Source organism: Dechloromonas aromatica RCB (assembly GCF_000012425.1).
On record NC_007298.1, the window covers coordinates 1,156,015 to 1,177,973 of the forward strand.

The 21,959-nt window shown below is 60.0% G+C and carries 21 protein-coding genes; 10 read left to right on the forward strand and 11 right to left on the reverse strand.

Annotated features, from left to right (window positions below; all coding sequences use genetic code 11):
• Positions 1-34 precede the first annotated feature (34 nt).
• From selD to DARO_RS05495, 4 genes are all read left to right on the forward strand, one after another.
• Entirely contained in the window at positions 35-1,081 is a 1,047-nt protein-coding gene (gene selD / locus DARO_RS05480; RefSeq protein WP_011286819.1) for a selenide, water dikinase SelD, read from the forward strand.
• A 222-nt stretch (positions 1,082-1,303) separates the two neighbouring features.
• Complete coding sequence (locus DARO_RS05485) at positions 1,304-3,472, forward strand: TonB-dependent receptor (protein WP_497463029.1); 2,169 nt, start codon at positions 1,304-1,306, stop codon at positions 3,470-3,472.
• 19 nt (positions 3,473-3,491) lie between these two features.
• On the forward strand, positions 3,492-4,505 hold the full coding sequence (locus DARO_RS05490; RefSeq protein ID WP_011286821.1) for a Fe(3+) ABC transporter substrate-binding protein: 1,014 nt from the start codon (positions 3,492-3,494) through the stop codon (positions 4,503-4,505).
• Positions 4,506-4,518: 13 nt separating this feature from the next.
• On the forward strand, positions 4,519-5,658 hold the full coding sequence (locus DARO_RS05495) for a DUF1513 domain-containing protein (RefSeq protein WP_198134105.1): 1,140 nt from the start codon (positions 4,519-4,521) through the stop codon (positions 5,656-5,658).
• Positions 5,659-5,732: 74 nt separating this feature from the next.
• Here DARO_RS05495 and DARO_RS05500 read toward each other — a convergent pair whose 3' ends face one another.
• Positions 5,733-5,936, reverse strand: coding sequence for a (2Fe-2S)-binding protein (locus tag DARO_RS05500; protein WP_011286823.1), 204 nt, complete (start codon positions 5,934-5,936; stop codon positions 5,733-5,735).
• A 165-nt stretch (positions 5,937-6,101) separates the two neighbouring features.
• Here DARO_RS05500 and DARO_RS05505 point away from each other — a divergent pair, with 165 nt between their 5' ends.
• Both DARO_RS05505 and DARO_RS05510 read left to right on the forward strand, forming a co-directional pair.
• On the forward strand, positions 6,102-6,677 hold the full coding sequence (locus DARO_RS05505) for a DUF4337 domain-containing protein (RefSeq protein WP_011286824.1): 576 nt from the start codon (positions 6,102-6,104) through the stop codon (positions 6,675-6,677).
• Complete coding sequence (locus tag DARO_RS05510) at positions 6,674-7,747, forward strand: Ppx/GppA phosphatase family protein (protein WP_011286825.1); 1,074 nt, start codon at positions 6,674-6,676, stop codon at positions 7,745-7,747. Before DARO_RS05505 ends, DARO_RS05510 begins: the two co-directional genes overlap by 4 nt.
• Before the next feature lie 57 nt (positions 7,748-7,804).
• Here DARO_RS05510 and bfr (DARO_RS05515) read toward each other — a convergent pair whose 3' ends face one another.
• Positions 7,805-8,287, reverse strand: coding sequence for a bacterioferritin (gene bfr / locus DARO_RS05515; protein ID WP_011286826.1), 483 nt, complete (start codon positions 8,285-8,287; stop codon positions 7,805-7,807).
• Positions 8,288-8,296: 9 nt separating this feature from the next.
• Positions 8,297-8,782, reverse strand: coding sequence for a bacterioferritin (bfr, locus tag DARO_RS05520; RefSeq protein ID WP_011286827.1), 486 nt, complete (start codon positions 8,780-8,782; stop codon positions 8,297-8,299).
• Positions 8,783-8,925: 143 nt separating this feature from the next.
• Here bfr (DARO_RS05520) and DARO_RS05525 point away from each other — a divergent pair, with 143 nt between their 5' ends.
• The gene (locus DARO_RS05525) at positions 8,926-10,338 is read left to right on the forward strand and encodes an aminotransferase-like domain-containing protein (RefSeq protein ID WP_011286828.1); all 1,413 of its coding nucleotides are present in this window, start codon (positions 8,926-8,928) and stop codon (positions 10,336-10,338) included.
• Here DARO_RS05525 and DARO_RS05530 read toward each other — a convergent pair.
• Positions 10,333-10,641, reverse strand: coding sequence for a hypothetical protein (locus DARO_RS05530; protein WP_011286829.1), 309 nt, complete (start codon positions 10,639-10,641; stop codon positions 10,333-10,335). The genes DARO_RS05525 and DARO_RS05530 overlap by 6 nt on opposite strands.
• 3 nt (positions 10,642-10,644) lie before the next feature.
• Complete coding sequence (locus DARO_RS05535; protein ID WP_011286830.1) at positions 10,645-11,250, reverse strand: cytochrome c oxidase subunit 3 family protein; 606 nt, start codon at positions 11,248-11,250, stop codon at positions 10,645-10,647.
• Between the two features lie 204 nt (positions 11,251-11,454).
• On the opposite strand from DARO_RS05535, the gene ccoG reads away from it, so the two are divergent.
• The gene (ccoG, locus tag DARO_RS05540) at positions 11,455-12,810 is read left to right on the forward strand and encodes a cytochrome c oxidase accessory protein CcoG (protein ID WP_011286831.1); all 1,356 of its coding nucleotides are present in this window, start codon (positions 11,455-11,457) and stop codon (positions 12,808-12,810) included.
• A 16-nt stretch (positions 12,811-12,826) separates the two neighbouring features.
• Here the strand turns inward: ccoG and DARO_RS05545 are convergent, their stop codons facing one another.
• The 3 genes from DARO_RS05545 to DARO_RS05555 form a co-directional block, all read right to left on the reverse strand.
• Positions 12,827-13,084, reverse strand: a complete 258-nt coding sequence (locus tag DARO_RS05545) for a FeoA family protein (protein WP_011286832.1) — start codon at positions 13,082-13,084, stop codon at positions 12,827-12,829.
• Entirely contained in the window at positions 13,081-15,030 is a 1,950-nt protein-coding gene (feoB, locus tag DARO_RS05550) for a ferrous iron transport protein B (RefSeq protein WP_011286833.1), read from the reverse strand. Before feoB ends, DARO_RS05545 begins: the two co-directional genes overlap by 4 nt.
• Before the next feature lie 164 nt (positions 15,031-15,194).
• The gene (locus tag DARO_RS05555; protein ID WP_011286834.1) at positions 15,195-16,403 is read right to left on the reverse strand and encodes an MFS transporter; all 1,209 of its coding nucleotides are present in this window, start codon (positions 16,401-16,403) and stop codon (positions 15,195-15,197) included.
• A 91-nt stretch (positions 16,404-16,494) separates the two neighbouring features.
• On the opposite strand from DARO_RS05555, the gene DARO_RS05560 reads away from it, so the two are divergent.
• Positions 16,495-17,439, forward strand: a complete 945-nt coding sequence (locus tag DARO_RS05560) for a GlxA family transcriptional regulator (protein WP_041224231.1) — start codon at positions 16,495-16,497, stop codon at positions 17,437-17,439.
• An 87-nt stretch (positions 17,440-17,526) separates the two neighbouring features.
• Here the strand turns inward: DARO_RS05560 and DARO_RS05565 are convergent, their stop codons facing one another.
• Together DARO_RS05565 and DARO_RS05570 are read right to left on the reverse strand one after the other, a co-directional pair.
• Positions 17,527-20,202, reverse strand: coding sequence for a chemotaxis protein CheW (locus DARO_RS05565; protein WP_011286836.1), 2,676 nt, complete (start codon positions 20,200-20,202; stop codon positions 17,527-17,529).
• A 246-nt stretch (positions 20,203-20,448) separates the two neighbouring features.
• A complete protein-coding gene (locus tag DARO_RS05570; RefSeq protein WP_041224232.1) occupies positions 20,449-20,883 on the reverse strand; it encodes a hypothetical protein in 435 nt (144 codons plus the stop codon).
• Between DARO_RS05570 and DARO_RS23270 the strand changes: the two genes are divergently transcribed.
• Complete coding sequence (locus DARO_RS23270) at positions 20,878-20,982, forward strand: hypothetical protein (protein WP_497463030.1); 105 nt, start codon at positions 20,878-20,880, stop codon at positions 20,980-20,982. The genes DARO_RS05570 and DARO_RS23270 overlap by 6 nt on opposite strands.
• A 160-nt stretch (positions 20,983-21,142) precedes the next feature.
• Here the strand turns inward: DARO_RS23270 and DARO_RS05575 are convergent, their stop codons facing one another.
• Entirely contained in the window at positions 21,143-21,952 is an 810-nt protein-coding gene (locus tag DARO_RS05575; protein ID WP_011286838.1) for an alpha/beta fold hydrolase, read from the reverse strand.
• Between the last annotated feature and the right edge of the window lie 7 nt (positions 21,953-21,959).

The window sequence follows — 21,959 nt, forward strand, 5'->3', positions numbered from 1 at the left end:
CAATAATCAACCTGCCTTTCCCGAGAGAACAGCCGTGCCGGAAGAAAAAATCAGACTTACCCAGCTTTCCCATGGTGGTGGCTGTGGTTGCAAGATCGCGCCTGCCGTATTGCAGAAAATTCTGGCCGGCACCACGGGCAGCATCATTCCGCCGCAGCTACTGGTCGGTACCGAGACCAGCGACGACGCTGCGGTCTACCAGATCAACGCGCAGCAGGCGATTGTCGCGACGACCGACTTTTTCATGCCGATCGTCGACAATCCTCGCGATTTCGGGCGCATCGCGGCGACCAATGCCATTTCGGATGTTTATGCCATGGGCGGGACGCCGTTGTTCGCGCTGGCGCTAGTCGGCATGCCGGTCAATGTCCTGCCGCTGGAAACCATCGGCCAGATTCTGCAAGGCGGTGAGGACGTCTGCCGGGCAGCCGGCATTCCCATTGCCGGCGGCCATACGATCGATTCGGTTGAGCCCATCTATGGCCTGGTGGCCATCGGCTTGGTCAACCCGGAACATTTGAAGCGCAATTCCGGCGCCAAATCCGGGGACAAGCTGATCCTTGGCAAGCAACTCGGTGTGGGGATCTACAGCGCGGCGCTGAAAAAGGATCAACTCCAGGCCAAGGATTACGAAGCCATGGTCGAGACCACAACCCAGCTCAATACGCCGGGGCCGGTATTGGCCTGTCTGGATGGTGTTCATGCCGTGACCGACGTCACCGGCTTCGGGCTGGCCGGTCATCTGCTGGAAGTCTGCAAGGGCAGCGGCCTGCGGGCGACAGTGAATTACCAGGATTTGCCGGTATTGCCCAAAGCTCGCGAGTTCATGCAGGCCGGACTGATGACCGGCGCTTCGGGACGCAACTGGGCGAGCTACGGCGAAGGTGTGCGTATCGCCGACGGCCTCGAAGGCATCGCGCAGACCTTGCTGACTGACCCCCAGACATCCGGTGGTTTGCTGGTTTCATGCTCGCCGGAAACGGTGACGGAAGTGCTCTCCTTGTTCCTGCAGCACGGCTTCCCCCACGTTTCGGTGATCGGCGAAATGGCCGAAGGCGAACCGGGCATCGACGTCATTTAACGTTCCTGACGCAATAAACAACACGTTTCTCAGTTTGAGAAACGGGCCTTCGGGCAAGTTGTTTCTCTTTTGTAAATGAGATATATTCGCATTATCGTTTGCGAATAATTCAAGGGGCGGTATTTTCGGCCTTCCGCCCCGCCGGCTATTCCTGACGCGAACCTAACGTTCGGCAAGCCAGCCTTTATGCCAGCCAGCCACCATGACTGACTCCATAGAGGTATGCCTGTGAAAAAAAGAATCTTGCCGGGGCAAAAGACCCGGATTGCCTGCCCTGCCGTTTTCGCCAAACGCTCGATGGCGCGCCGCAGTAGGTTTTTGCCGCTGGGGGCGGCCGTCGTTGCAGGTTTGCTGGGCGCTGCGGATGGGGCGTTTGCCGAAGAAGACAAGACCTTGTCTGCGGTAACGGTGACGGCAACCCAGGATGGGCCGGATGGCTACCGCGCCACGAAGACCCGCGTCGGCAAGGTGGTGCAGGATCCGCATGACGTCCCTCAGGCCATCACCACGGTGACCCGGGCGCTGATCGAGGAGCAGGAAGCCAACTCCCTGCGCGAAGCACTGCGCAACGTTTCCGGTCTCAGCTTCAACGCTGCCGAGGGCGGTCGTTCTGGCGACAACATGAATCTGCGCGGTTTTTATACCTTTGGCGACATGTATCTCGACGGTATTCGCGATACGGCCCAGTACAACCGCGAACTGTTCAACCTCGAGCAGGTCGATGTGTTGCGCGGTGCAGCGGCCATGCTGTTCGGGCGCGGCCAGGCAGGGGGCGTGATCAATCAGGTCAGCAAGACGCCGATGCTGTACGGCATCAACAAGGTCGGCATCGGTATCGGCACCGATGGCTTCCAGGAGGTGAAGGCCGACCTGAACCAGCGGGTCGGCGATACCACGGCCTTCCGTATCAACGTGATGAATCGCGATGAAGGCAGTGCGCGCAGCAATCCCTATACCGGCACTGAACCGGAAATCCATCGCATGGGCTTCGCACCGAGCGTTTCGTTCGGACTGGGGACCAACCACGAAGTCACGCTGAGCCATTTGTGGGTCAAAACGCAGGATCGCGCCGATTACGGCGTTCCTTTCGTGAATCGCAAGCCCAACGAGGATATGGCGAAAGCCGGAAACTATTACGGCGTCGATGCCAACTTCGACGACAGTGAGACGAATATCTCCACCTTGAATTACCTGTTCAAGATTTCGCCGGATACCCAGTGGCGAACTGTGATGCGGGCGGCCAACTACAAGCGTTCCTACTGGGCGGTGGCCGGGCAGGGCGTCCTGACCGCGAACAGCACGGCGGGACAAGCCAAAACCCGTGAGTTCGAGACCGATAATTACGTGTTGCAGAGCGATCTGAACACGGCCTTTACGCTGTTCGGCCTGAAGAACGAACTGATCACCGGTGTCGAATACCTCAACGAGGATTCGATCCGCTGGGCGCTGCGCAATCTGGGTACGGCCAACAACCCACTGTACAAGCCGGGTCAATATACGACGGCGGCGCCGGCTACCTACAAGGGCGAAACCTACAGCGCCTACGTGCAGGATAGCCTCGAGTTCATTCCGGACTGGAAGATGACGCTCGGCATCCGCCGCGACATCATGCAGTCCGAATACTTCACGACGACGGCCTTTAGCGGCAATTTTGCCGAGAACAGCTACCGGGCTGGCCTGTCCTGGCAACCGACCGCGGCGCAGCACTACTACGCCGGGTGGAGCGATTCGTTCAGCCCGACGGCCGATCTTTATCAGTTGTCCGGTAACCAGTATCCGGCCGAGCGATCGAAGGTGTTCGAGCTGGGCAGCAAGTGGCTGCTGGCCGATGGCAACCTCTCCCTGCGCACTTCGCTCTACCGCGCCATCAAGGATTGGGAACGCAATACCGACCTCGAATCGACGGCGACCATCCTGACCCGCAAGCGGCAGTCGGACGGTGTCGAACTCGAAGTGGCCGGCCGGATTACCGACAACTGGGAAGTGTTCAGCGGCCTGTCGCTGATACATGCAGAGATTCTTGAAGTGGCGCCGGGCAACGGCAATGTGAATTTCATCGGCCAGATGCCGCGCAATACGCCGAAGAAGACCTTCAACCTGTGGTCGACCTACCAGTTGCCCTATGGCTTCAAAGTTGGTGGCGGCATGGAGTACAAGAGCCAGCGTTACGGCGGGGCGCCGACCGGTACGGCGGTTTTCAACCCGAACTGGGTGCCGTCCTATACCCGCTGGGATGCGATGGTCTCCTACGACCAGCCCAAGTACACGGTCAAGTTCAACGTCCAGAACATTTTCGACAAGCTGTATTACGACGCCCTGTATGACAACGGCGGTTTTACCGTGCCCGGCCAGGCACGCCGTTTCATCCTGAGCACCGAGTACAAATTCTGATCGCAACGGAGTCACATTCATGAAAAAGCAATTAGCCCTGGTCGCGCTGGCTGTGCTGGCGAGTTTCGCAACGCAGGCGCAGGAGAAAGTCCTCAACCTGTATTCCGCCCGCCACTACCAGACGGACGAGAAGCTCTACGACAACTTCACCAAGCAGACCGGTATCAAGATCAACCGAATCGATGGCAAGGAAGACGAGCTGATGGAGCGCATTCGCAACGAAGGCGCCAACAGCCCGGCCGACGTGTTCATCACTGTCGATGCCGCCCGTCTGGCCAATGCCGATGCCCTCGGGTTGTTTGCGCCGGTCAAGTCAAAGCTGCTGGAGAGGCGCATTCCGGCCCACCTGCACACTGACACCTGGTTTGCCTTCTCGACCCGGGCCCGCGTCATCATCTACAACCGCAGCGCGGTCAAGGCCGAGGATGTGGCGACCTACGAGTCGCTGGCCGACCCGAAGCTGAAGGGCAAGCTGTGCAGCCGCTCGGGTTCGCATCCGTACAACCTGTCGTTGGTTGCCTCGCTGATCGCGCATGACGGCGAAGCGAAGACGGAGGAATGGGCCAAGGGCATGGTCGCCAATTTCGCCCGGGCGCCTAAGGGCGGCGATACCGACCAGATCAAGTCGGTCGCCCTCGGCGAGTGCGGCGTGGCGGTGTCGAATACCTACTACCTGGCCCGCCTGATCCGTTCCGACAAGGTCGATGAGCGCCGCATGATGGAGCGCGTCGGCATCGTCTGGCCGAACCAGGCCAATCGCGGCACGCACATCAACATTTCCGGTGCCGGCGTGGTCAAGACCTCGAAGAACGTCGAGGCGGCTGTGAAGTTCCTCGAATACCTGGCCAGCGACGAGGCTCAGCGCTACTTCGCCGACGGCAACAATGAATGGCCGGTGGTGGCCAGCGTGGTGACCGGCAATCCGGCGCTGGAGGCGATGGGCAAGTTCAAGGCTGACACCCTGCCAATCGGCGTGCTGGCCAAAAATGTCGTGGCGGCGCAAAAGCTGCTCGACCGCGCCGGTTATCGTTAAGCGGGGCATGGAAATGAAAAACATGCATCGCCGTGATTTTCTCAAGCTGGCCGGCGCCTGCAGCTTGCTCGCCCAGGGCGGTATTGCCATGGCGGCCAGCGAGAGCGAGCCGCAACGCGCCTTGATCGCCGCTGCCTGGCGCGGCCCGAACCCGACTGACACTTATTACGCCGGCGTCCTAGTCGCCGACTGGGCGCGCAAGAAGCTGGATATCCGCCATGCCACGCCGCTGCCGACGCGGCCGCACGGTTTGCTGCCAGAGGAGGATGGCAGCCTGCTGGTGACCGGCGTGCGACCAGGCACCTGGTTGATGCGCATCGACCCGGAAGGCAAACCCGTCCGTCAGCTCGATATCGAGCCTTCCGCCAATGTGCTGCTCAACGGTCACGCCATCGTCGGCAAGGCCGGCGATCTGGTGTTCACCACCGAAACTGACTTTGCCTCCGGGCGAGGCAAGATCGGCGTACGTGACCGCATCACGCTGAAGAAAATCGACGAGTGGGACACCGGCGGCATGGAGCCGCACCAGTTGCTGCTCGATGCCGAAGGTAACCTGATGGTCGCCAACGGTGGCATTCCGCGTAACCGTGCCGACAAGAAATTTGACTTGGCGCGCATGGATTCCTCGCTGGTTCGCCTCGATGCCCGTAACGGCAAGCTGTTGCGCCAGTGGACGGTGGACGACAGTCGTCTGAGCCTGCGCCATATTGCCTGGAGCACTGCGCCGAACGGCGAGCGGCGCCTGGGTATCGCCATGCAGGCCGAGCACGGGGAGGCGGCACAGCGCAGCCGCGCTCCGCTGCTTGCCGTTCTGGAAGAAGACCAATTGATCGTGCCGACGCGGGCCAACGACGGTTTCGGCTACGGCGGAGACATCGCCGCCGCGTACAACGGTGGCTTCGTGGTTTCCAGCAATCAGGCCGGTCTGGCCCAACTCTGGCATCCCGGGGCGCCGGACAAACTGACACCCGTTGTCCAGTTGGAGGAAGCCTACGCCATGGCCGAATGGAATGGTCCCCAGCCGGGCGGTGGCGTTCTTGTCTCGACGGCACTGGGACTCGTTCGCTGGCATCCGTCGGCCAAGCCGGTCTTCCTGGCCTGGCCGAAGCCAATGGCGCTGGATAACCACTGGGCCTTGATCGGCGAGGCCTGAGCGGGACATTGGGTGTAAAACAAAACGGGAGCCAATCGGCTCCCGTTGTTCATGCTGACAACTGTTTGTGAAAATCAGGCGGCGCGGCGCGTGGCCTTGCCGGGTTTGGCCGAATCACCATGAACTTCACGCAGGCAGTCGTGCGCGCAGGAAGCGCAGCGGCCACAATCGCGGGTCACGCCGAGATCTCGGCGCAGATCCTTCAGCGTGCGGGCACCGCCTTGGGCGGCTTCACGAATCTGGCGGTCGGTGACTGCCTGGCAGACGCATACGTACATGAACGGGACTCCACGAACGGTATTGGTTGAGAACAATTCTCATTCTATTTAAATGAGAATGAATGTCAATACGCTTTTTGTTTTTCCCGAAAATATTATGCTGGTGGCGCTAGAATTCGCCCTGCCACTTTGCGTGGTCCCCAGCAGATACAAGGAGAAATCAATATGTCAGAGCACGGTTTTCATGTCCATGGACCGCACGATCACGAGGTTGAGCACGTTGCCCAGCATGGCGGTGACAGTTTCACATCACGCCTGGCGGTGCTGACGGCAATCCTTTCTACGGTGGGCGCCATTTTTGGCTACATGGGCGGCCATTCGCAGAATGCGGCGCTGCTTTACAAGAATGAGGCGGCGATCCAGAAAACATCAGCTTCCAATCAGTGGAATTATTACCAGGCCAAGAGCAACAAGCAGAATCTGGCCGAATTGTCGGTCACGCTGACGACGGGCGAAGACCAGCAGAAATTCAAGGACGCCGTCGAGCGCTACAAGAAGGAAAAAGAGGAAATCAAGGCCGAGGCGGACAAGCTTGAAGCGGCGGCCAAGGAAGCCGACCACCACAGCGAGGCGGAAATGCACGTGCATGAGCGCTGGGCGCTGGCCACGACCTTGTTGCAAATCTCCATCGCTTTGGCGGCGATTACCCTGCTGACCCGCAAGCGCTGGCTCCTGGTTGGTGTTTATGGCTCGACCGGTCTGGGCGTGCTGGCCGGTGTGATGGGGTACCTGCACCTTTGATCGCGCGACGCCTCCTTGCCGGGCTGGTTTTTACCCTGCTGGCGACAACGGCTGCGGCAGAAGGGCCTTGTCGCGTCGCATTCGATATCGGTTCCTCCGGTATTCGGGCCGGTGCTGACAACAGCAGCGTCACGGCGCGTGGCGATATCGATTACCTTGCTCCGTTGTGGGCCGGGCATGGCCTGGAAGAAACGGTGGCGCCAACGATCACGGCACTCCGTGATTTGCCGGAGAAAGCGGGGTTTTCACCGGAATGTGAGCGTGTTGGCGGAGGTTTTTCGGCCTGGCGGCTCGCCATGGCGCAGGGGGCGGGCGATCTGTCCCGTCTTCTGGAGAGAATCTGGTCAGCGAGTGGGGTGGCGGTTCTGGTCATCCCGCAATTGAAGGAAGGGGCCTACGGCTATTTCGGGGCGCGCCAACTGCTTGGGGACGCCCTGAAAACGACGCATGTGCTCGATATCGGTGGTGGCAGCCTGCAAATTGCCGGGGATCAGACCTCATTCGGCGAAACACTGGGCCAGAAGGTCTGGCACCGTCACCTTTGTCGGGAAATACGCAATTCGGAATCGACGCCCTGCACCCTGCAGCCAATGACCGGCGACGAACTGGCGATGGCGCGCAGCCTGCTGGCCGAAAAGCTGACCGGGGTTGCCAGCGCGTTGCCTGAACCAGTCAGCATGACGGCGATCAGTCGCCCGGTCAGCCGTGGCGTGTTGCCGGCTATTCGCAAACTATCGGCGGCAAGCAGCGAGGAAAAAGGTTTCCAACGCGCTGAACTGACTTCGGCCATCGAACGTCTGGCTCGCCTGAGTCAGGAGGAAACGGCCGCCGAGCTTGGTGGTTCTGGGCATCTGGCCTGGTTGCTGTCCGACATGCTGCTGGTCGAAGGCCTGCTCCAGGCGACCGGCGGGGAGCGCCTGCAGGTGGCCGAAATCGATTTGACCAACCTGCCCGGGCTGCTCGCTGACGATCATGCTTTTGCCTGGCAAAAGCACTATGGCTGCTATCTGGAGCGCCTGCGTAGTCTTGGTCTGGATACCTACGCCAGCGATCCGGCGACTTGCCCATGATTCAGGTGTAAAAAAAGCCGCAGCATTCGCTGCGGCTGGCACGGGAGGCGTGAGGGATTAGTCGCCGCCCGGCTCCATGTGGGCCTGCAGATAGTTCGGCAGGGTCACATTCTCGATCAGGCTTTGTTGGGTTTCCAGCCAGTCGATGGCTTCTTCGCAATGTTCGAGCAGTTCTTCGAGCAGGTCGCGGCTGACGTAATCCTGCAGCTCTTCGCACAGGGCAATGGATTCGACAAGCAACGGGCGCTGGATTTCACGCTCGTATTTCAGGTCGCCCTGCAGGCACTCGACCACATCTTCGCCGATTAGCAGCTTGCCGAGGTTTTGCAGGTTGGGCAGGCCTTCGAGGAAAAGGACGCGTTCGATCACTTCGTCAGCTTCCTTCATGACGCGGATCGACTGCTTGTACTGGTAGTCGTTGAGCTTTTCCAGGCCCCAGTTGCGGAACATGCGGGCATGCAGGAAATACTGGTTGATCGAGGTCAGCTCGTTCTTCAGCACCTTGTTCAGGGCTTCGATGACTTTCTTGTCGCCTTTCATGGTCGCTCCTTAAGCCGGGTTGCCGGAGCCCATCTGGCTCTGCAGGTAGTTTTGCAGGCCGACCAGCTCGATCAGTTTCATCTGCTTTTCGAGGAAGTAGGCGTGATCCATTTCGGTATCTTCCAGCTGAACGCCGAGCATGTCGCGGCTGACGTAATCCTGGGCCTTTTCGCAGGCGGCCATGGCTTTCTTCAGATCGCCGTCCACCTTGTATTCCAGCGCCAGGTCGGATTTCAGCATATCCGGCACGGTCTTGCCGATCTTCAGGGCATCGCGCTTGCTGAGGTCGGGCTTGCCTTCGAGGAAGAGGATGCGCTGGATCAGGGCGCGCGCATGCTGGCGTTCATGATCGGATTCGTGGATCGACTTCTCGGCCAGTTGGGTCAGGCCCATGTCGGCATACATTTCACCGTGGATCAGGTATTGATCGACGGCAGTCAGTTCGCCGGTCAGCAGATCGTTCAGAATGTCGATGATTTTCTTGTCGCCCTTCATGGCGTTCTCCGGAGGTCGTGGTATCGGGAGGCTGGCTGGCGAAAATCGGCTGGCTTGCCTGAACTTCCATTCTAGGCGAGGAGAGCGGTGCTGACCAGAACAGTAAAATCAATCTCGCCGCAACGGGCTGATAACATCCATCCATGAGCCGCTATCAGGATCTTGCCGAGCAGACAGAAAAACTCATTGCCGATGGCGTGCTGCGTCCCGGTGATCGCCTGCCTTCCGTGCGCCAGGCCTGCCGCAGCCATGATGTCAGCCCGGTAACGGTGACCCAAGCCTATTACTTGCTGGAAAGCCGGGGCTTGATCGAAGCGCGGCCGAAGTCCGGTTATTTCGTTCGTGCACGCTTGGGCCAACGCCTGCCCGAGCCGGAAATGACGCAGCCACTCGGCGACTCGACGCAGCTTGAGGTCAGCGATTTCATTTTCCAGATTCTCGAAAGCGTCAAGGACCCCGCGGTGGTGCCGCTCGGTTCCAGTTTTCCCAGTCCTTACCTGTTTCCGCTCGCCAAGCTCGGGCGCTTCCTGGCCAATGCCGCGCGCAAGCTGGACCCGCTGGCGACCGTAACCGATCTGCCGCCCGGCAACGAGGAACTGCGTCGGCAAATCGCCCTGCGTTATCTGGCGCACGGTGCAACCGTCGCGCCGCAGGAGATCATCATCACTTCCGGGGCGATGGAGGGGCTGAACCTGTGTCTGCAGGCCGTCACCCGGCCGGGCGACCTGATTGCCATCGAATCGCCAACTTTTTACGCCGGCCTGCAAGCCAGCGAACGGCTCGGGCTCAAGGTCATCGAAATTCCGACCCATCCGCGTGAGGGAATCAGCCTGCCGGCGCTGGAAGAAGCCTTGCAGCAGCACCCGATCAAGGCCTGTCTGTTCATGCTGAACTTTGCCAATCCGCAGGGCAGCCTGGTTTCGGATGCGCGCAAAAAGGCGCTGCTGGCCCTGTTGCAGCGCCACGATGTGCCGCTGATCGAGGACGATGTCTATGCCGAGCTTTATTTTGGCCCGCAGGCACCGTTGTGCAGCAAGGCCGAAGACCAGGCCGGGCTGGTCATGCACGTCTCGTCTTTTTCCAAGTGCCTGGCGCCTGGTTATCGCCTCGGCTGGGTGGCGGCCGGCCGTTACGCCAAGGCCATTCAGCGTCAGAAGCTATCGACCAGTCTGGCGACCACGGTGCCGGTGCAGATCGCGCTGGCCGACTACCTGAAACATGGCGGCTACGAGAATCATCTGCGCCACCTGCGCCGTACGCTGGCCAATCAGGAGGCCGCGGTCACCGCTGCGGTCGAGCAGCATTTTCCGGCCGGCACCCGTCTGGCCCGGCCGCTGGGCGGCTATTTTCTCTGGCTGGAGTTACCCCGTTCGGTCGATGCGCTGTTGTTGCATCGGCAGGCCCTGGAGCGCGGCATCAGCACCGCACCCGGCCCGATTTTTTCGGCCAAGCGCGAGTTTGCCAACCGCCTGCGCCTCAACTTTGGTCATCCGGATTCGCCGGAGCAGCAGGCGGCGATTGCCACGCTCGGCCAGCTGGTTGCTGCCCAGTTATAAGCTGGCCCAGCGGGCAAACTGACTGCCGAAGAAGGCGGTCAGCACCAGTGCAATGGGCGTAAAGGCGATAAAACCCCGGAGTACCCGGGCAATAAAGGCGTGGGCCAGCCTGGCCTCGATGAATTGACGGGCGATCAGCAGCCCCTTGATCCAGACGATGGCGGCGACCAGTAAGGGCATCCATGGGGCGCCGTGAAACCATTGACCCAGCCCGAGGCTGAGCAAGGTGAGGGCGACCAGTACCAGCCAGGCGGTGGCGAGTGGGCGAAGATTGGCGGCAGGTGTCGCGTTGCTTGTGTTCATGATTCAGGCCAGGACGTAGAAGAAAGGGAAAATGACCAGCCAGATGATGTCGGTGGCGTGCCAGTAGCTGGCCAGCGCTTCGAGGCCGACATAATCGTCGCTGCTGTAGCCGCCGGCCAGATGGCGGGCGAGCACCCAAAGCATGCCGAGGATGCCCCAGGTGGCGTGCACCAGATGGTTGAAGGTGAGGTAGTAATAAACCGTGAAGAAGATGCCGGATTCGCCATTGATGCCGTGCGCCAAGTTCCAGTTGATCTCCAGCACTTTAGCCACGGGATAGCCGAGCGCCACGATCAGGCCGGCGATCAGCCAGTAGATGGAGCGATGGCGCTGCCCGGCGCGCATGGTGTTGACCGAGCAGGCAATGAAGAAGCTGCTGGTCACCATCAGCAAGGTAATGAGCGTTCCCGATAGGCGTGAAAGGCGGTCGGCCCCTTGCTCGAAGGATTCCGGAAAATGCGAGCGGGCGACAAAGTAGACGATGAAGAGCACCAGGAACTCGACAAATTCGCAGCAAATGCCGACCCAGATTCCCTTGTTGCCAGGGATTCGTCCGCTGGCGAGTGGCTGGCTGGGGGGCATGTCCAAGGCAAGGGTGGCAGCGCTCATGGTGTTTTTTCAGGGTGGAAATTGATCGGCGTATTGTTTCAGTTCCGTGATTTGTGCACAGAAACAGAAAAGCTTGTTTTCGATAGGCACAGATATCGGAGGGTTTAAATCTGTTCCTATAAGAAATTCGTTTATCTGAAACTGTTTCTATCGGCGCCCCGGTGTTTTACTCGCTTCCCTGTCGTAGCCATGGGAAACACCAAAATGAATCAATCCGTCAGCAAGGTTCGGGCTGCCAAGCTGGAGCTTTACCGCAAGAAAGGGAAAATCCACGCCAAGGCGACCAGCGGCCGCTTCAATACCCTGCGCTGGGTGATCGTCTGGCTGACCCAGATTGTTTTTTACGGCGGCTGCTGGCTGAGCTGGGAGAGCAACGGACTGACCCGGCAGGCCGTGCTGTTCGATATTGCGCACGAGAAGTTCTATCTGTTCGGCCTCGTGCTCTGGCCGCAGGACGCGTTGCTGCTGGCCATCGTGCTGATTCTGGCAGCGACCGGGCTGTTTCTGGTCACGGCCATGGCCGGGCGGCTGTTTTGCGGCTTCGCCTGCCCGCAAACGGTTTATACGATGATCTTCAGCTGGATCGAGGCCAAGGTGGAGGGCGATCATCTGGCCCGCCTCAAGCTCGATCAAAGCCCGCTCAGCGGGCGCAAGATCCTGCTGCGCTCGATCAAGCATGGGCTATGGCTGGTGCTGGCGGCATGGACGGCGATCAGCTTCGTCGGCTATTTCACGCCGATTCGCCAGCTAGTCCCCTCGATTTTGAATTGGGATGTCGGCCCCTGGGAGGGTTTCTGGCTGATTTTCTATGCGGCTTTCACCTACGTGCAGGCCGGTCTGGCCCGTGAGGCGGTTTGCCAGCACATGTGTCCCTATTCGCGGTTTCAGGGGGTGATGTTCGATGAGACCACCGCCTCGGTCAGCTACGACCAGCAGCGCAGCGATTGCATCGATTGCGGCATCTGCGTGCAGGTCTGCCCGACCGGCATCGACATTCGCGATGGCCTGCAATACCAGTGCATCAATTGCGGGCTGTGTGTCGATGCCTGCGACGAGGTGATGCTGAAGATTGGTTCGCCGACGGGGCTGATCCGCTTTGCTTCGGAGCGCGAGCTGGCCGGGCGCCCTAAAGCCCAAGGCTGGCGAGAGCGGCCACGGGTGGCGGTCTACGCCGGGCTATTGGTGATTTTTGCCGGATTTTTCGCGCTGACCGCCGCCAAGCGCCCGCTCTTGCTGGTCGATGTGTTGCGCGACCGGGGCGCCCTGCTGCGGGAGACGGCGGAGGGGCGAATTGAAAATGCCTACACGCTGAAACTGATGAACCTGGTCGAAGCGCCACGTGACTTCACGGTCGAGGTGTACGGGCTGCCGGGATTGGAGATCGTAGGTGAGCGTGAGTTTGCGCTTGAGCCGGGCAGCATCCGGGCGGTATCGCTGACCGTTTCGGCCCCGGGCGATGGCACGCTGGGCGGTATTCAGCCGATCAGTTTCCGTATCGCCGCCAGGCAGGATGCGGCGGCCAGCGTCGTCGAGAAAAGCAGTTTCGCGCTGGGTCGCTAAGGCAGTCAGCCTCGCGTTAAACGGTGGTTGGCAGCTTTTCCACCCAGATATGCCGGGCCACCGCATGTTCGAGTGCCAGTTCCACTTCGTCGGCCAGGATGACGGTCATTGGCCGCTGTTGGAGCACCCGGATCGGGCGGTTCTCGGCCAGGCCGTAGGCGGTCAGCTGTTCGCGCTGCAAAGCGTCGATTTCCTCGCCCAGTGCGGCGAGGCGGACTTCGCTGCCGGGCGGAATGAAGGCGAGGGGCAGGCGGGCTTCGTGGGCGGGGCTCATGACCAGATGGCTCGGAGAAGAAGGTTGAACAGGCCGCCGATGAAGAAGGCGAAGGGCACGATCACCGCGACCATGCCGAGCGCGACCTTGGTGCCTTGTTCCTTGACCATCATCATCAGGCTGGCGAAGCAGGGGATGAACAGGGTGATGGTGATCATGCCGACGACGGCCTGAATCGGGCTCAGGCTGTGCGCCATCGTGAACAGGCCAGTGGCGCCGAAGTCGCGGCGCAGGAAACCCATCACGAAGGCAGCAGAGGCCTCCTTGGGCAAGCCGAGCCAGCCGGACACCAGCGGTTCGCCGGCTTCGATGATGGCGGGCAGGGCGCCGCTCTTGTCCAGCGCATACATGATGAAGGTGCCGAGCAGGAACAGGGGAATGACCTCGATCAGATACCACTTCAGCCGGCCGCCGGTCTTCTTCAGCACATTGGCGATGATCGGCAGGCGCATCGGCGGCAGTTCGGTGACCAGCGGGATGCGCCGGCCGGGGATCAGCTTGGCCGCCAGGAAACCGGCCAGCAGCAGGATGCCGACCATGGCGATGGCCCAGACGACGACGGCTGCGAACGAGACGCCGCCGAGCATGCCGAGCACGACGCCCAGTTGCGCCGAGCAGGGGATGGCCAGGGCGAGCAGGAAGATGGTGATCAGCCGTTCGCGTGGGCTGTGCAGGATGCGCGTGGTCAGCGTCGCCATCGTCACGCAGCCGAGGCCAAGGACCATCGGCAGTACGGCGCGGCCGTTCAGGCCGATCAGTGCGAACAGGCGGTTGGCGATCACGGTCAGGCGCGGTAGATAGCCGGAATCCTCGAGCACGCCGAAGGCGAAGAAGAAGGTGGTGACGATGGGCAGGATCAGCGCCAGCGCGTAGGTCATGCCCATGGTCCACAGGCCGTACTGGCCGACCAGCAATTCGCTGAGCCAGGGCGCGGTTACGACGGCGTTGACCAGATTGGTGAAGGCCGGATTGAGAATGCCTTCGAACAGATCCTTCTCCATCAGGCCGACCAGCACGCTGGCGCCAAAGACGCCGACGAACTGATAGACCGCGTAGAGCACGGCGAGCAGGATGGGCACGCCCCACAGTGGATGCACGACATACTGGCCAATCCGTTGCGACAGCAAGGGACTGCTTTTGACGGCACGCTGGATCACGCTGGCGGCCAGGGTATCGGCGGCTTCGGTGCGTTCGCGCGCAAGCAGCGCGGGGAGATCGCCCTCGGCCCGTTCGGTGGCAGACTGGCGGAGCGCTTCGAGTTGCGGCAGCTTGTCGCCGGCATGCCCGGCCAGCCAGTCGGCGACGACCGAATCGCCGCCCAGATAAAGAATGGCCAGCCCACGGGCGGCCATTTGCGGGTGCGGCGCGTAGCGGCTAATGGCGTCGGCCATGCGCTCGATGTCAGCTTCGATTTCCGGGTCGTAGCGGAGCAGGGCTTCGGCTCGCTGGGCGTGGCCGAGGCCGTGGGTCAGTTCGCCGATGCCTTCGCCGCCGGTGGCCACGGTCGCCAGCACCGGGATGCCCAGTTCTTCGGACAGCGCCGGGATGTCGACCATGACGCCACGGGCGGCCGCCTCGTCGTGCATGTTCAGCGCCAGCACCATGGGCAGGCCGAGTTCGGCCAGCAGGGCGGTCAAGGTCAGCGTCCGGCGCAGATTCTTGGCATCGCCGACCTGAACCAGGCAGCGCGACGACTCGTTGAGCAGGGCGCGCATGGTCGCCCGTTCGTCATCGCTGCGCGACGGCAGGGCCAGCACGCCGGGTGTGTCGAGCAGCATCGCCTCGCGGTCGAAGCGGGCGCTGGCCCGGGTGACTTCGACGGTGGTGCCGGGGTAGTTCGAAACGTTAACGTAGGCGCCGGTCAGGCGGTGAAAAAGGACCGATTTGCCGACGTTGGGGTGGCCAACGAGCAGAATGGCGTTGGCGGCGGATGAAGAAGTAGTCACGTTCAATGGGTTCTGGCGTTGCGCTATGCCCGGCAGGTGCCGGGCCGAGCGTTACTTTACGCCGGATCACATCAGCTTTTGATGATCTGGCCCAAGTTTTTGCAATTGCGACGCGTTAGCAAATGGGAAAACCGGCGCTGAACGGTGGGGCGACGGGAAGCAACTCATGCGACCCGCCATTGCCGGCGCCCTGTCGCAAGCCAGCGACCGAGGATCGCCAGCATGATCAGCAGCACCGGAATTGCGGCGTAGAGATTCAGTGCCGGCCAGCCGAAGCGGTCGACCAGGCTGCCTGAACTGAAGGTCACACCGGCAATGGCGAGAAAGACCAGGCTGTCGTTAAACGCCTGGACGCGGGCTTTCTGCTCGGGCGGGCAGATTTCGACCAGACGCGTCGTGGCACCGACGTAAAGGAAATTCCAGCCGATGCCGAGCATGATCAGCGCCAGTTCGAAATGCGGCAGGCTGTCGCCGTTAACCGCGACCGCGATGCAACCGAGCAGGCCAGCGCCACCCAGCAACATCACCGGCAGCACGCCAATCCGCTGGATCAATGCCCCGGTGAAGAAGGAGGGCGCAAACATCGCGACGACGTGCCACTGAATTACCGTCGCCGTCTCGGCAAAGCCAAGGTGGCTGCACATCATCGCCAGCGGCGTTGCCGTCATTAGCAGGTTCATCAAGGCATAGCCGACGACACCGACGACTACCGCCAGCAGGAAATCCGGCTGGCGCAGGAGCGGGGCGAACGGTGCCGGCGGGCGCTGCTGATCGGTCACTGCCGGTGGCGCCAGGCGCAAACGGGTCGCCAGCCAGGCGGCGAGCAGGGCAACGCCCACCAGGGCCAGAAAACTGGCGGCAAAGGCTGGCTGCAGCGCATCCTTGGTCCACCGGGCCAGGCTCGGGCCGGCCAGCGCCGCCAGCACGCCGCCACTCAAGGTCAGGGAAATGGCTGAACTCCGTCGCTCAACCGGCACCGCGTCGGCGGCAGCAAAGCGGTAGTACTGGCTGACCGCGTTGAAAATGCCGATCAGCCCACCAGCCAGGGCGAACAGCACAAAATTGCCCAGCCAGATACCGGCCGCCGCGATCGCCAAACCCAGTGCGCCCAACAGCGCCCCACCGAAAAATACCGGGCGATGCCCGTAGCGGCTGATCAACCGCGCCACCGGGTAGAGCACCAGCATCGTGCTCAGGTACTGCAGCGCCAGCGGCAAGGTCGATAGCGCCGGCGAAGCGAGTTGCACGCCGATCAGCACCGAAGAAGCCAGCACGAGGCTGATGCTGGTCATCACTGCCGCCTGCGACAGGGCAAGCAGCAGGACATTGCGGCGCATGACAACGCGTGGGGAAGGCTCAGGCTGGATCGACATAGGGGTTCTCCTTGGCAGGCTTGATTAGGTGTTTCCCATCTTGCCGAAAAGGATTAATGTCTCAAATGACAACTTTCCCACGATTTGTGCCATGCAAAAAATCCTGCTGTTCGTCCTCTACCCCAATTTTCAGCTACTCGATGTTGCCGGCCCGGTCGCTGCTTTTGAGGCGGCCAACGAACAGGCGCCGGGCAGCTATCAAGTCCGCCTGTGCAGTCAGCAGGGCGGATTGGTTGCCAGTTCGTCCGGCATCGCCTTGCCGACCCAATCTTTTGGTGCAACGGATACGCTCGCCCAGGCGGGCGGCACGCTGCTGACAGTCGGCGGCCATGGCATCAATGCGGCCAGTGAAGACCCCGTTATTCTCGAATTTCTGCGGACGAGGGCCGTCCAGGCCGAGCGGCTGGCCAGCATCTGCTCCGGGGCTTTTCTTTTTGCGGCCGCCGGCCTGCTGGACGGCAAAACGGTGACGACTCACTGGAAGCGCAGCAACGATTTCCGCCGTCGCTTTCCTGGCGTGCAGTTGGAGGCGGATCGCATATACGTCAACGACGGCCGGGTCTGGTCATCGGCCGGCATCACTGCTGGTATCGACCTGGCGCTGGCGCTGATTGCCACCGATCTTGGCGAGCAGGTCGCCCGTCAGGTCGCCCGCCAACTGGTGGTCTATTACCGGCGCCCCGGTGGCCAGTCGCAATACTCGGCGCTGCTTGAATTAAGTGGCGGCCGGGGACGTTTTGCCGAACTGCTCGACTACATCCGCAGCCATCTCGACCAGCCGCTCAGCGTCGAAGACCTCGCCGCCCGCGCCTGCATGAGTCCGCGTCATTTTGCCCGCAGCTTCACGGCCGAAACGGGAACCTCTCCGGCCCGCGCCGTCGAACGTCTGCGCGTCGAAGCTGCCGCCAGCGAGTTGGAAAATGGCGGCGCAGTGCAAACCACCGCCCGCCACTGCGGCTTCACCAACCCGGAAACCATGCGTCGTGCTTTTCTCAGGCTGAGAGGCATGCCGCCATCAGCCTTGCGACGAGGGTAAGGCGTTAGCTGTGGCCTTGAGTCTTTGCGCAAGAAAGGCGGCTTGTAGCCGCCTTTCTGACCTCAAATCCAACTAACAATACCTCGCCTAAGCTATAGCGCAAATTCGCTGCAATGAATCGACAGAGTGATGCACAGGCGTCACTGTAATCGCAGCAGGCGCCGCAAAGCGCTTCGCGAGTTTTTCTGTGGAGAGAACGATGAGAATTCTCCGCTCAGCATCATTTTCCATTGGCTTGACGAGACTATCAATTAGCGAATTCCCATCCGACATCATGCCGGGTACGGGCTCGATGCGATGCGAAGCGATTTCGGTGATTTCAGCGAGATTGTCCACCAGAATTCCAAATTGCGTCTGGTAATGCTGCGAGTTCAAGATAAGAATCTGGCGCTTTCCTGTGCTACTTCGCAGTTTCCGCCGTTCTTCATCCGGCCTGACGGGGCTTAGTATCGAAGAGAGGTCAAATACCGAAATGGCCCGTTCGTCGAACATCAAGCAGCCCGCTACAAACTCTGACGTTCCTGGCATGGGGGTCAAACGTTCGGCATCGACAGCAGCAATAACAGAGGACGGCTTTAGACCGTACCAGCTTTGACCAATATAAAAACTCGCAATATCCACCGTTTCGACGCCGCGGGTTGGCACTGTCCTGAGGCGATTATTGGATGCGCGTAGTGGTGGCCGTCGCTGTTCAGTGGCAATGCTGTCCGACAGCGGCGTAAAGACAAGGGCAACGACGCCGACTGATTTGCCTGTGCCGGTCGCACTGTATTCCCTATAGCCAGCGCTCATGCAGGACCCCACAGCGTAGTATTTGCCATGATGCTCGACTATCTTGGTGACACCGTCACCCGGCTGAATGGTCAAGAATTCACGTCCAATTTCCAGTCGGGTGCAGGGCACAATTTCCGGATGGGTGCTGGCAACAACTTTGCCATCACCTTCGGCAAATACCGCAAAGGCCCCTTCGACCAAGTCACCGTTTTCTTGTCTTGGCAATACGTCGTCCAGCATCGCTTTAAATTGTGAAGTTGAGTCGAACACAATCGCGATACCCCCGACCGGTTCACTACTTTGCGGCGCTCGCACGGCGGCGGTGAAGACATAAGTAGGATGGCCTGCATACAACTCGCTATTCGCGAAATCGGATACTGAATAAAGTTGCGCTTCCTTGAGCCCCAGCGTCTCACGCACCCAACTTTCGTTCACTGGCTTCCCTATCCAGTCGTTATAGGCCGGATTGGAAAGAGCGACTACGCGACCGCTTCGGTCAAAAAGGACCATGTTGCTGTAAACCGTATACAGGGAGTTGATGCGCCGCAGGATATCCCTCAGGCGCTTCTGCTGTTCTGAATCCGCAAGGTCGACGCAAGCCAGTTCGTGCCGGAACTCTTTGGTCAGTGCCCACCACCGGCAATCGTTAGCGCGCTCGTAGAGATTGCGGTCCATGATGTCGATAGCAAGTGCAGCCTGCGTTCCGCAATCGAACAGTACGGATGAAATGACTGTCTTGTATAAATTGGCGGTCGCTTCGCTAAACACATCACGCGTATGGGCACCGGTGCTCCCTATTTCACGTAGAAGCACCTTGGCAAACTCCGAGTTATGCGCATTGTTATCCCGGGCCAGCCAAATATTCCCGTTCCATACGGCCCGATTGAGTTCCTGTTGGATAGTTTCCGCCCGGACGGGGATATTACGCAGTTCATGGGTAAACAGCGTCGAGACGTCGAGTACGCTCTGAATGTAGTCTTCTGAAACGCCTTCCAGCTCCAACGATTCAGATATGTCGAAGGCATGATTGAGCGGGGCCAACGCGTGCCCAACCCAGCCAGGTCCCGCATAGCCTTGATACGGGTGCGCTTTACGCGAGGTGGCGAGGTATTCGCGGCCACTAAAGCGAATGATGTGGCAGGCATCGTCAGCAATGGGTTCCAGACGGGCTCCCACAGGAAACTGGTAGGGGTCACTACTTGAAATAACCGTGTTGTTGGCGTCGAGCAGCGTTAAAACGCTCCAGTCATCTTCAGCAACCAGACTCTCAAAGATTCGTTGGCACTCGTCCTGAAATTTAAAACACAGACACAGCACGCCGACCGGGTGACTACCATCGCTCGACATGACCCGGTACGCGTAAATCAGGGGAGTCGCGTCGTTGGGAAGCAGGTCGACCGGCCGAGATACTTCGATATATCCCTCGGTTGTCGTTAATGCGTCATCCAGCAATCGGTCCGTTGTCTGGGTCACCGGATTGTTACCTTCAAGCTGAACCAGAACTTCGCCGGTGGGCGACAATAGAATGATGTTGTGATAGACCGAATATTTACTGACGTACTCTGCAAAGTGCTTCTGAAGCTCTAACCGCCAACCGGGGTCGTTCTTGACCTCGGGATTTGCCTCAACCGCCTCGGCGAATGAGCAAATTTGAGTGTCAGTCGCCAAGAATCCGATGTCAGCAGTTCGCTCAAACAGATTGCGCGTGAGCACATCAATGGCCACCCGCGCACATGAACCGAGATTGAGCGCGGCTTTTTTGTAGTGCTCCTTGGCGAGTTGCTCCAGGAGAACAGTCGCCAAGTGCTGAAAATCCTGGCGCATGCTGCTGATATCCGTACCTGCCCCGAGCAACTGACCAAGCAAAGTCAGGTTGTCATAGACAGCCTGGATTTCCCCCAGGCGCTTCTGGTCTGGGACAAGAGCCCCCATAAAGCGAGATAGATAACTCAAGTCGGCCTTGGCATACGACTTCTTGCGTTTTCTCATATTGGCTTGTTCCTCTGCAATTTCAATTCTGGTTACCTTGAATTCAGCAAGAGAAGTGCCAGACCTGGCAAATGCATTCTAAGCACATGACAGTAAAGCGCTTTGTGTCGCTGTATATAACGATTGATTAGTTTGCACTTTTCGCCACGCCCCAACTTGGTGCAACTTTTTCCAAGTTGCATGTTTATGCTCTAGTTCGGACCAGGTATTTCGAATGCAGATGCGATTCGTTGATCCGTACTGGCGTTAGGGGCGTTGCTTGACGGCAAGCAAGAATTCTTTGGGGTTGGTGAAGCTGCTGCCAATATTGAGCGCTGCACCGTCGCCGCTCTGTCGAAGTTGGCCTGATTCACTATTGGCTGCCTGAGTACTATGTCCTGACGTCGCGACGCTGACTTCAGGGGGCGTCTGAAGGGCGCATGGTGCCTGTTGAAAGTCTTGCGCCTTGATACTTTCCAATCCAGCGAGCAGTCCGGCCTGTTTATCAAGGCGAGGGTGCATTCCAGCTAGGTTTCTTATGCTCCCCATGCTCGGGTCGATATAGGCAGACCACCGGTCAGCGTTTTCAAGTCTCGCTGGCACCGCGGGGACAGAGCGCAGTTCATCCATCGTGCCCGCGCCGTCGAACGCCTGCGCGTCGAAGCCGCCGCCAGCGAGTTGGAGAGCGGCGGTGCAGTGCAAACCACCGCCCGCCACTGCGGCTTCACCAACCCGGAAACCATGCGCCGAGCGTTTCTCAGGCTGAGGGGGATGCCGCCATCGGCCTTGCGCCGGGGGTAAGGTGTGGATCGCGAAAGCGCTTCAGGCGGATTAACCCAACGCATGCAGCCCGATGAGGTCGCTCAGCCTCAAACAAAGCCGACGCTCAGCGTTCAAGTGAAGCGATGCTGTAGGCTTTAATACCCGGTCTCAAGCCAGTGTGACGGCTTGGGTTGATCGCTTAAGCGCTTGCCGGAAGCAGCTTTTCCATCCATTCAAGCAGGGCGTTGGCCGCTGACTCCCACTGTGTATCAAGCATCAGGACATGACCGAGATTGGGCAAGCGCCGCACTTCGGCACGCCATGGCACGGCTGAGAAATAGAGCATCGAACTTGAAAATACCGCGTCTTCTTCTCCGCCCATGACCAGCACAGGAAGTTTCTGCCGCGATTTTGGCCGCTGCATCAAGACGGTTGCCATTTCTGCGATCGCTTTCTGCGATTCAGGCACGACAATTTCCATAAAGCGCCTGGCTTCCTGGACGGTCATGTCCTTGGCGAAGTAGGCGCGGGTCAAGACTTCCTCGATGTCATCGGATCTCTGGCCGCTGAGCACTTTTTCGATGGCTTGCAGGAAACCGGGAAAGCGGGTCGTCAAGCTGATTGCGCTGGGTAGCGTGCCGGTCGGGGGTACGGGCGAAAGAAGGGCGGCAGCAATCGCTTCGCCTTTTTCGAGATAGCGATCCAGCACCATCGTACCCATCGAGTGGCCGATGACGATGGCCGGCCCGTCAATCTGCTCGATGGCGTGCGCCACATCGGCGGCGTAATCGTCGATGCCGAAATCGTCGATGCGCTCACCGCCGTCGCTCGCCCCGTGTCCGGCCAGGTCTACGGCATAGCAGTTGTAGCCATGGCGCTGGAAAAACGGGATGAAGTTATGTTGCCAACAACTTGAATCAACGTAGCCGCCATGCACAAAAAGCAGGTTGGCCCGTGCGGCCGGGCGAGTCGTGGGGTGGTGGTGAAGCTTGGTTTTGCGTCGGGTCATTTTGCTG

Bases quoted from the DNA above. Each gene is read 5' to 3' on its own strand.
- bfr (WP_011286826.1), bottom strand. From the start codon at position 8,287: ATGAAAGGCGACAAGAAAGTCATCGAAGCCCTGAACAAGGTGCTGAAG.
- DARO_RS05495 (WP_198134105.1), top strand. From the start codon at position 4,519: ATGAAAAACATGCATCGCCGTGATTTTCTCAAGCTGGCCGGCGCCTGC.
- bfr (WP_011286827.1), bottom strand. From the start codon at position 8,782: ATGAAGGGCGACAAGAAAATCATCGACATTCTGAACGATCTGCTGACC.
- ccoG (WP_011286831.1), top strand. From the start codon at position 11,455: ATGAATCAATCCGTCAGCAAGGTTCGGGCTGCCAAGCTGGAGCTTTAC.
- DARO_RS05485 (WP_497463029.1), top strand. From the start codon at position 1,304: ATGCCTGTGAAAAAAAGAATCTTGCCGGGGCAAAAGACCCGGATTGCC.
- DARO_RS05525 (WP_011286828.1), top strand. From the start codon at position 8,926: ATGAGCCGCTATCAGGATCTTGCCGAGCAGACAGAAAAACTCATTGCC.
- DARO_RS05545 (WP_011286832.1), bottom strand. From the start codon at position 13,084: ATGAGCCCCGCCCACGAAGCCCGCCTGCCCCTCGCCTTCATTCCGCCC.
- DARO_RS05560 (WP_041224231.1), top strand. From the start codon at position 16,495: ATGCAAAAAATCCTGCTGTTCGTCCTCTACCCCAATTTTCAGCTACTC.
- DARO_RS05500 (WP_011286823.1), bottom strand. From the start codon at position 5,936: ATGTACGTATGCGTCTGCCAGGCAGTCACCGACCGCCAGATTCGTGAA.
- DARO_RS05575 (WP_011286838.1), bottom strand. From the start codon at position 21,952: ATGACCCGACGCAAAACCAAGCTTCACCACCACCCCACGACTCGCCCG.
- DARO_RS05565 (WP_011286836.1), bottom strand. From the start codon at position 20,202: ATGAGAAAACGCAAGAAGTCGTATGCCAAGGCCGACTTGAGTTATCTA.
- DARO_RS05490 (WP_011286821.1), top strand. From the start codon at position 3,492: ATGAAAAAGCAATTAGCCCTGGTCGCGCTGGCTGTGCTGGCGAGTTTC.
- DARO_RS05535 (WP_011286830.1), bottom strand. From the start codon at position 11,250: ATGAGCGCTGCCACCCTTGCCTTGGACATGCCCCCCAGCCAGCCACTC.
- DARO_RS05555 (WP_011286834.1), bottom strand. From the start codon at position 16,403: ATGTCGATCCAGCCTGAGCCTTCCCCACGCGTTGTCATGCGCCGCAAT.
- DARO_RS05530 (WP_011286829.1), bottom strand. From the start codon at position 10,641: ATGAACACAAGCAACGCGACACCTGCCGCCAATCTTCGCCCACTCGCC.
- DARO_RS05505 (WP_011286824.1), top strand. From the start codon at position 6,102: ATGTCAGAGCACGGTTTTCATGTCCATGGACCGCACGATCACGAGGTT.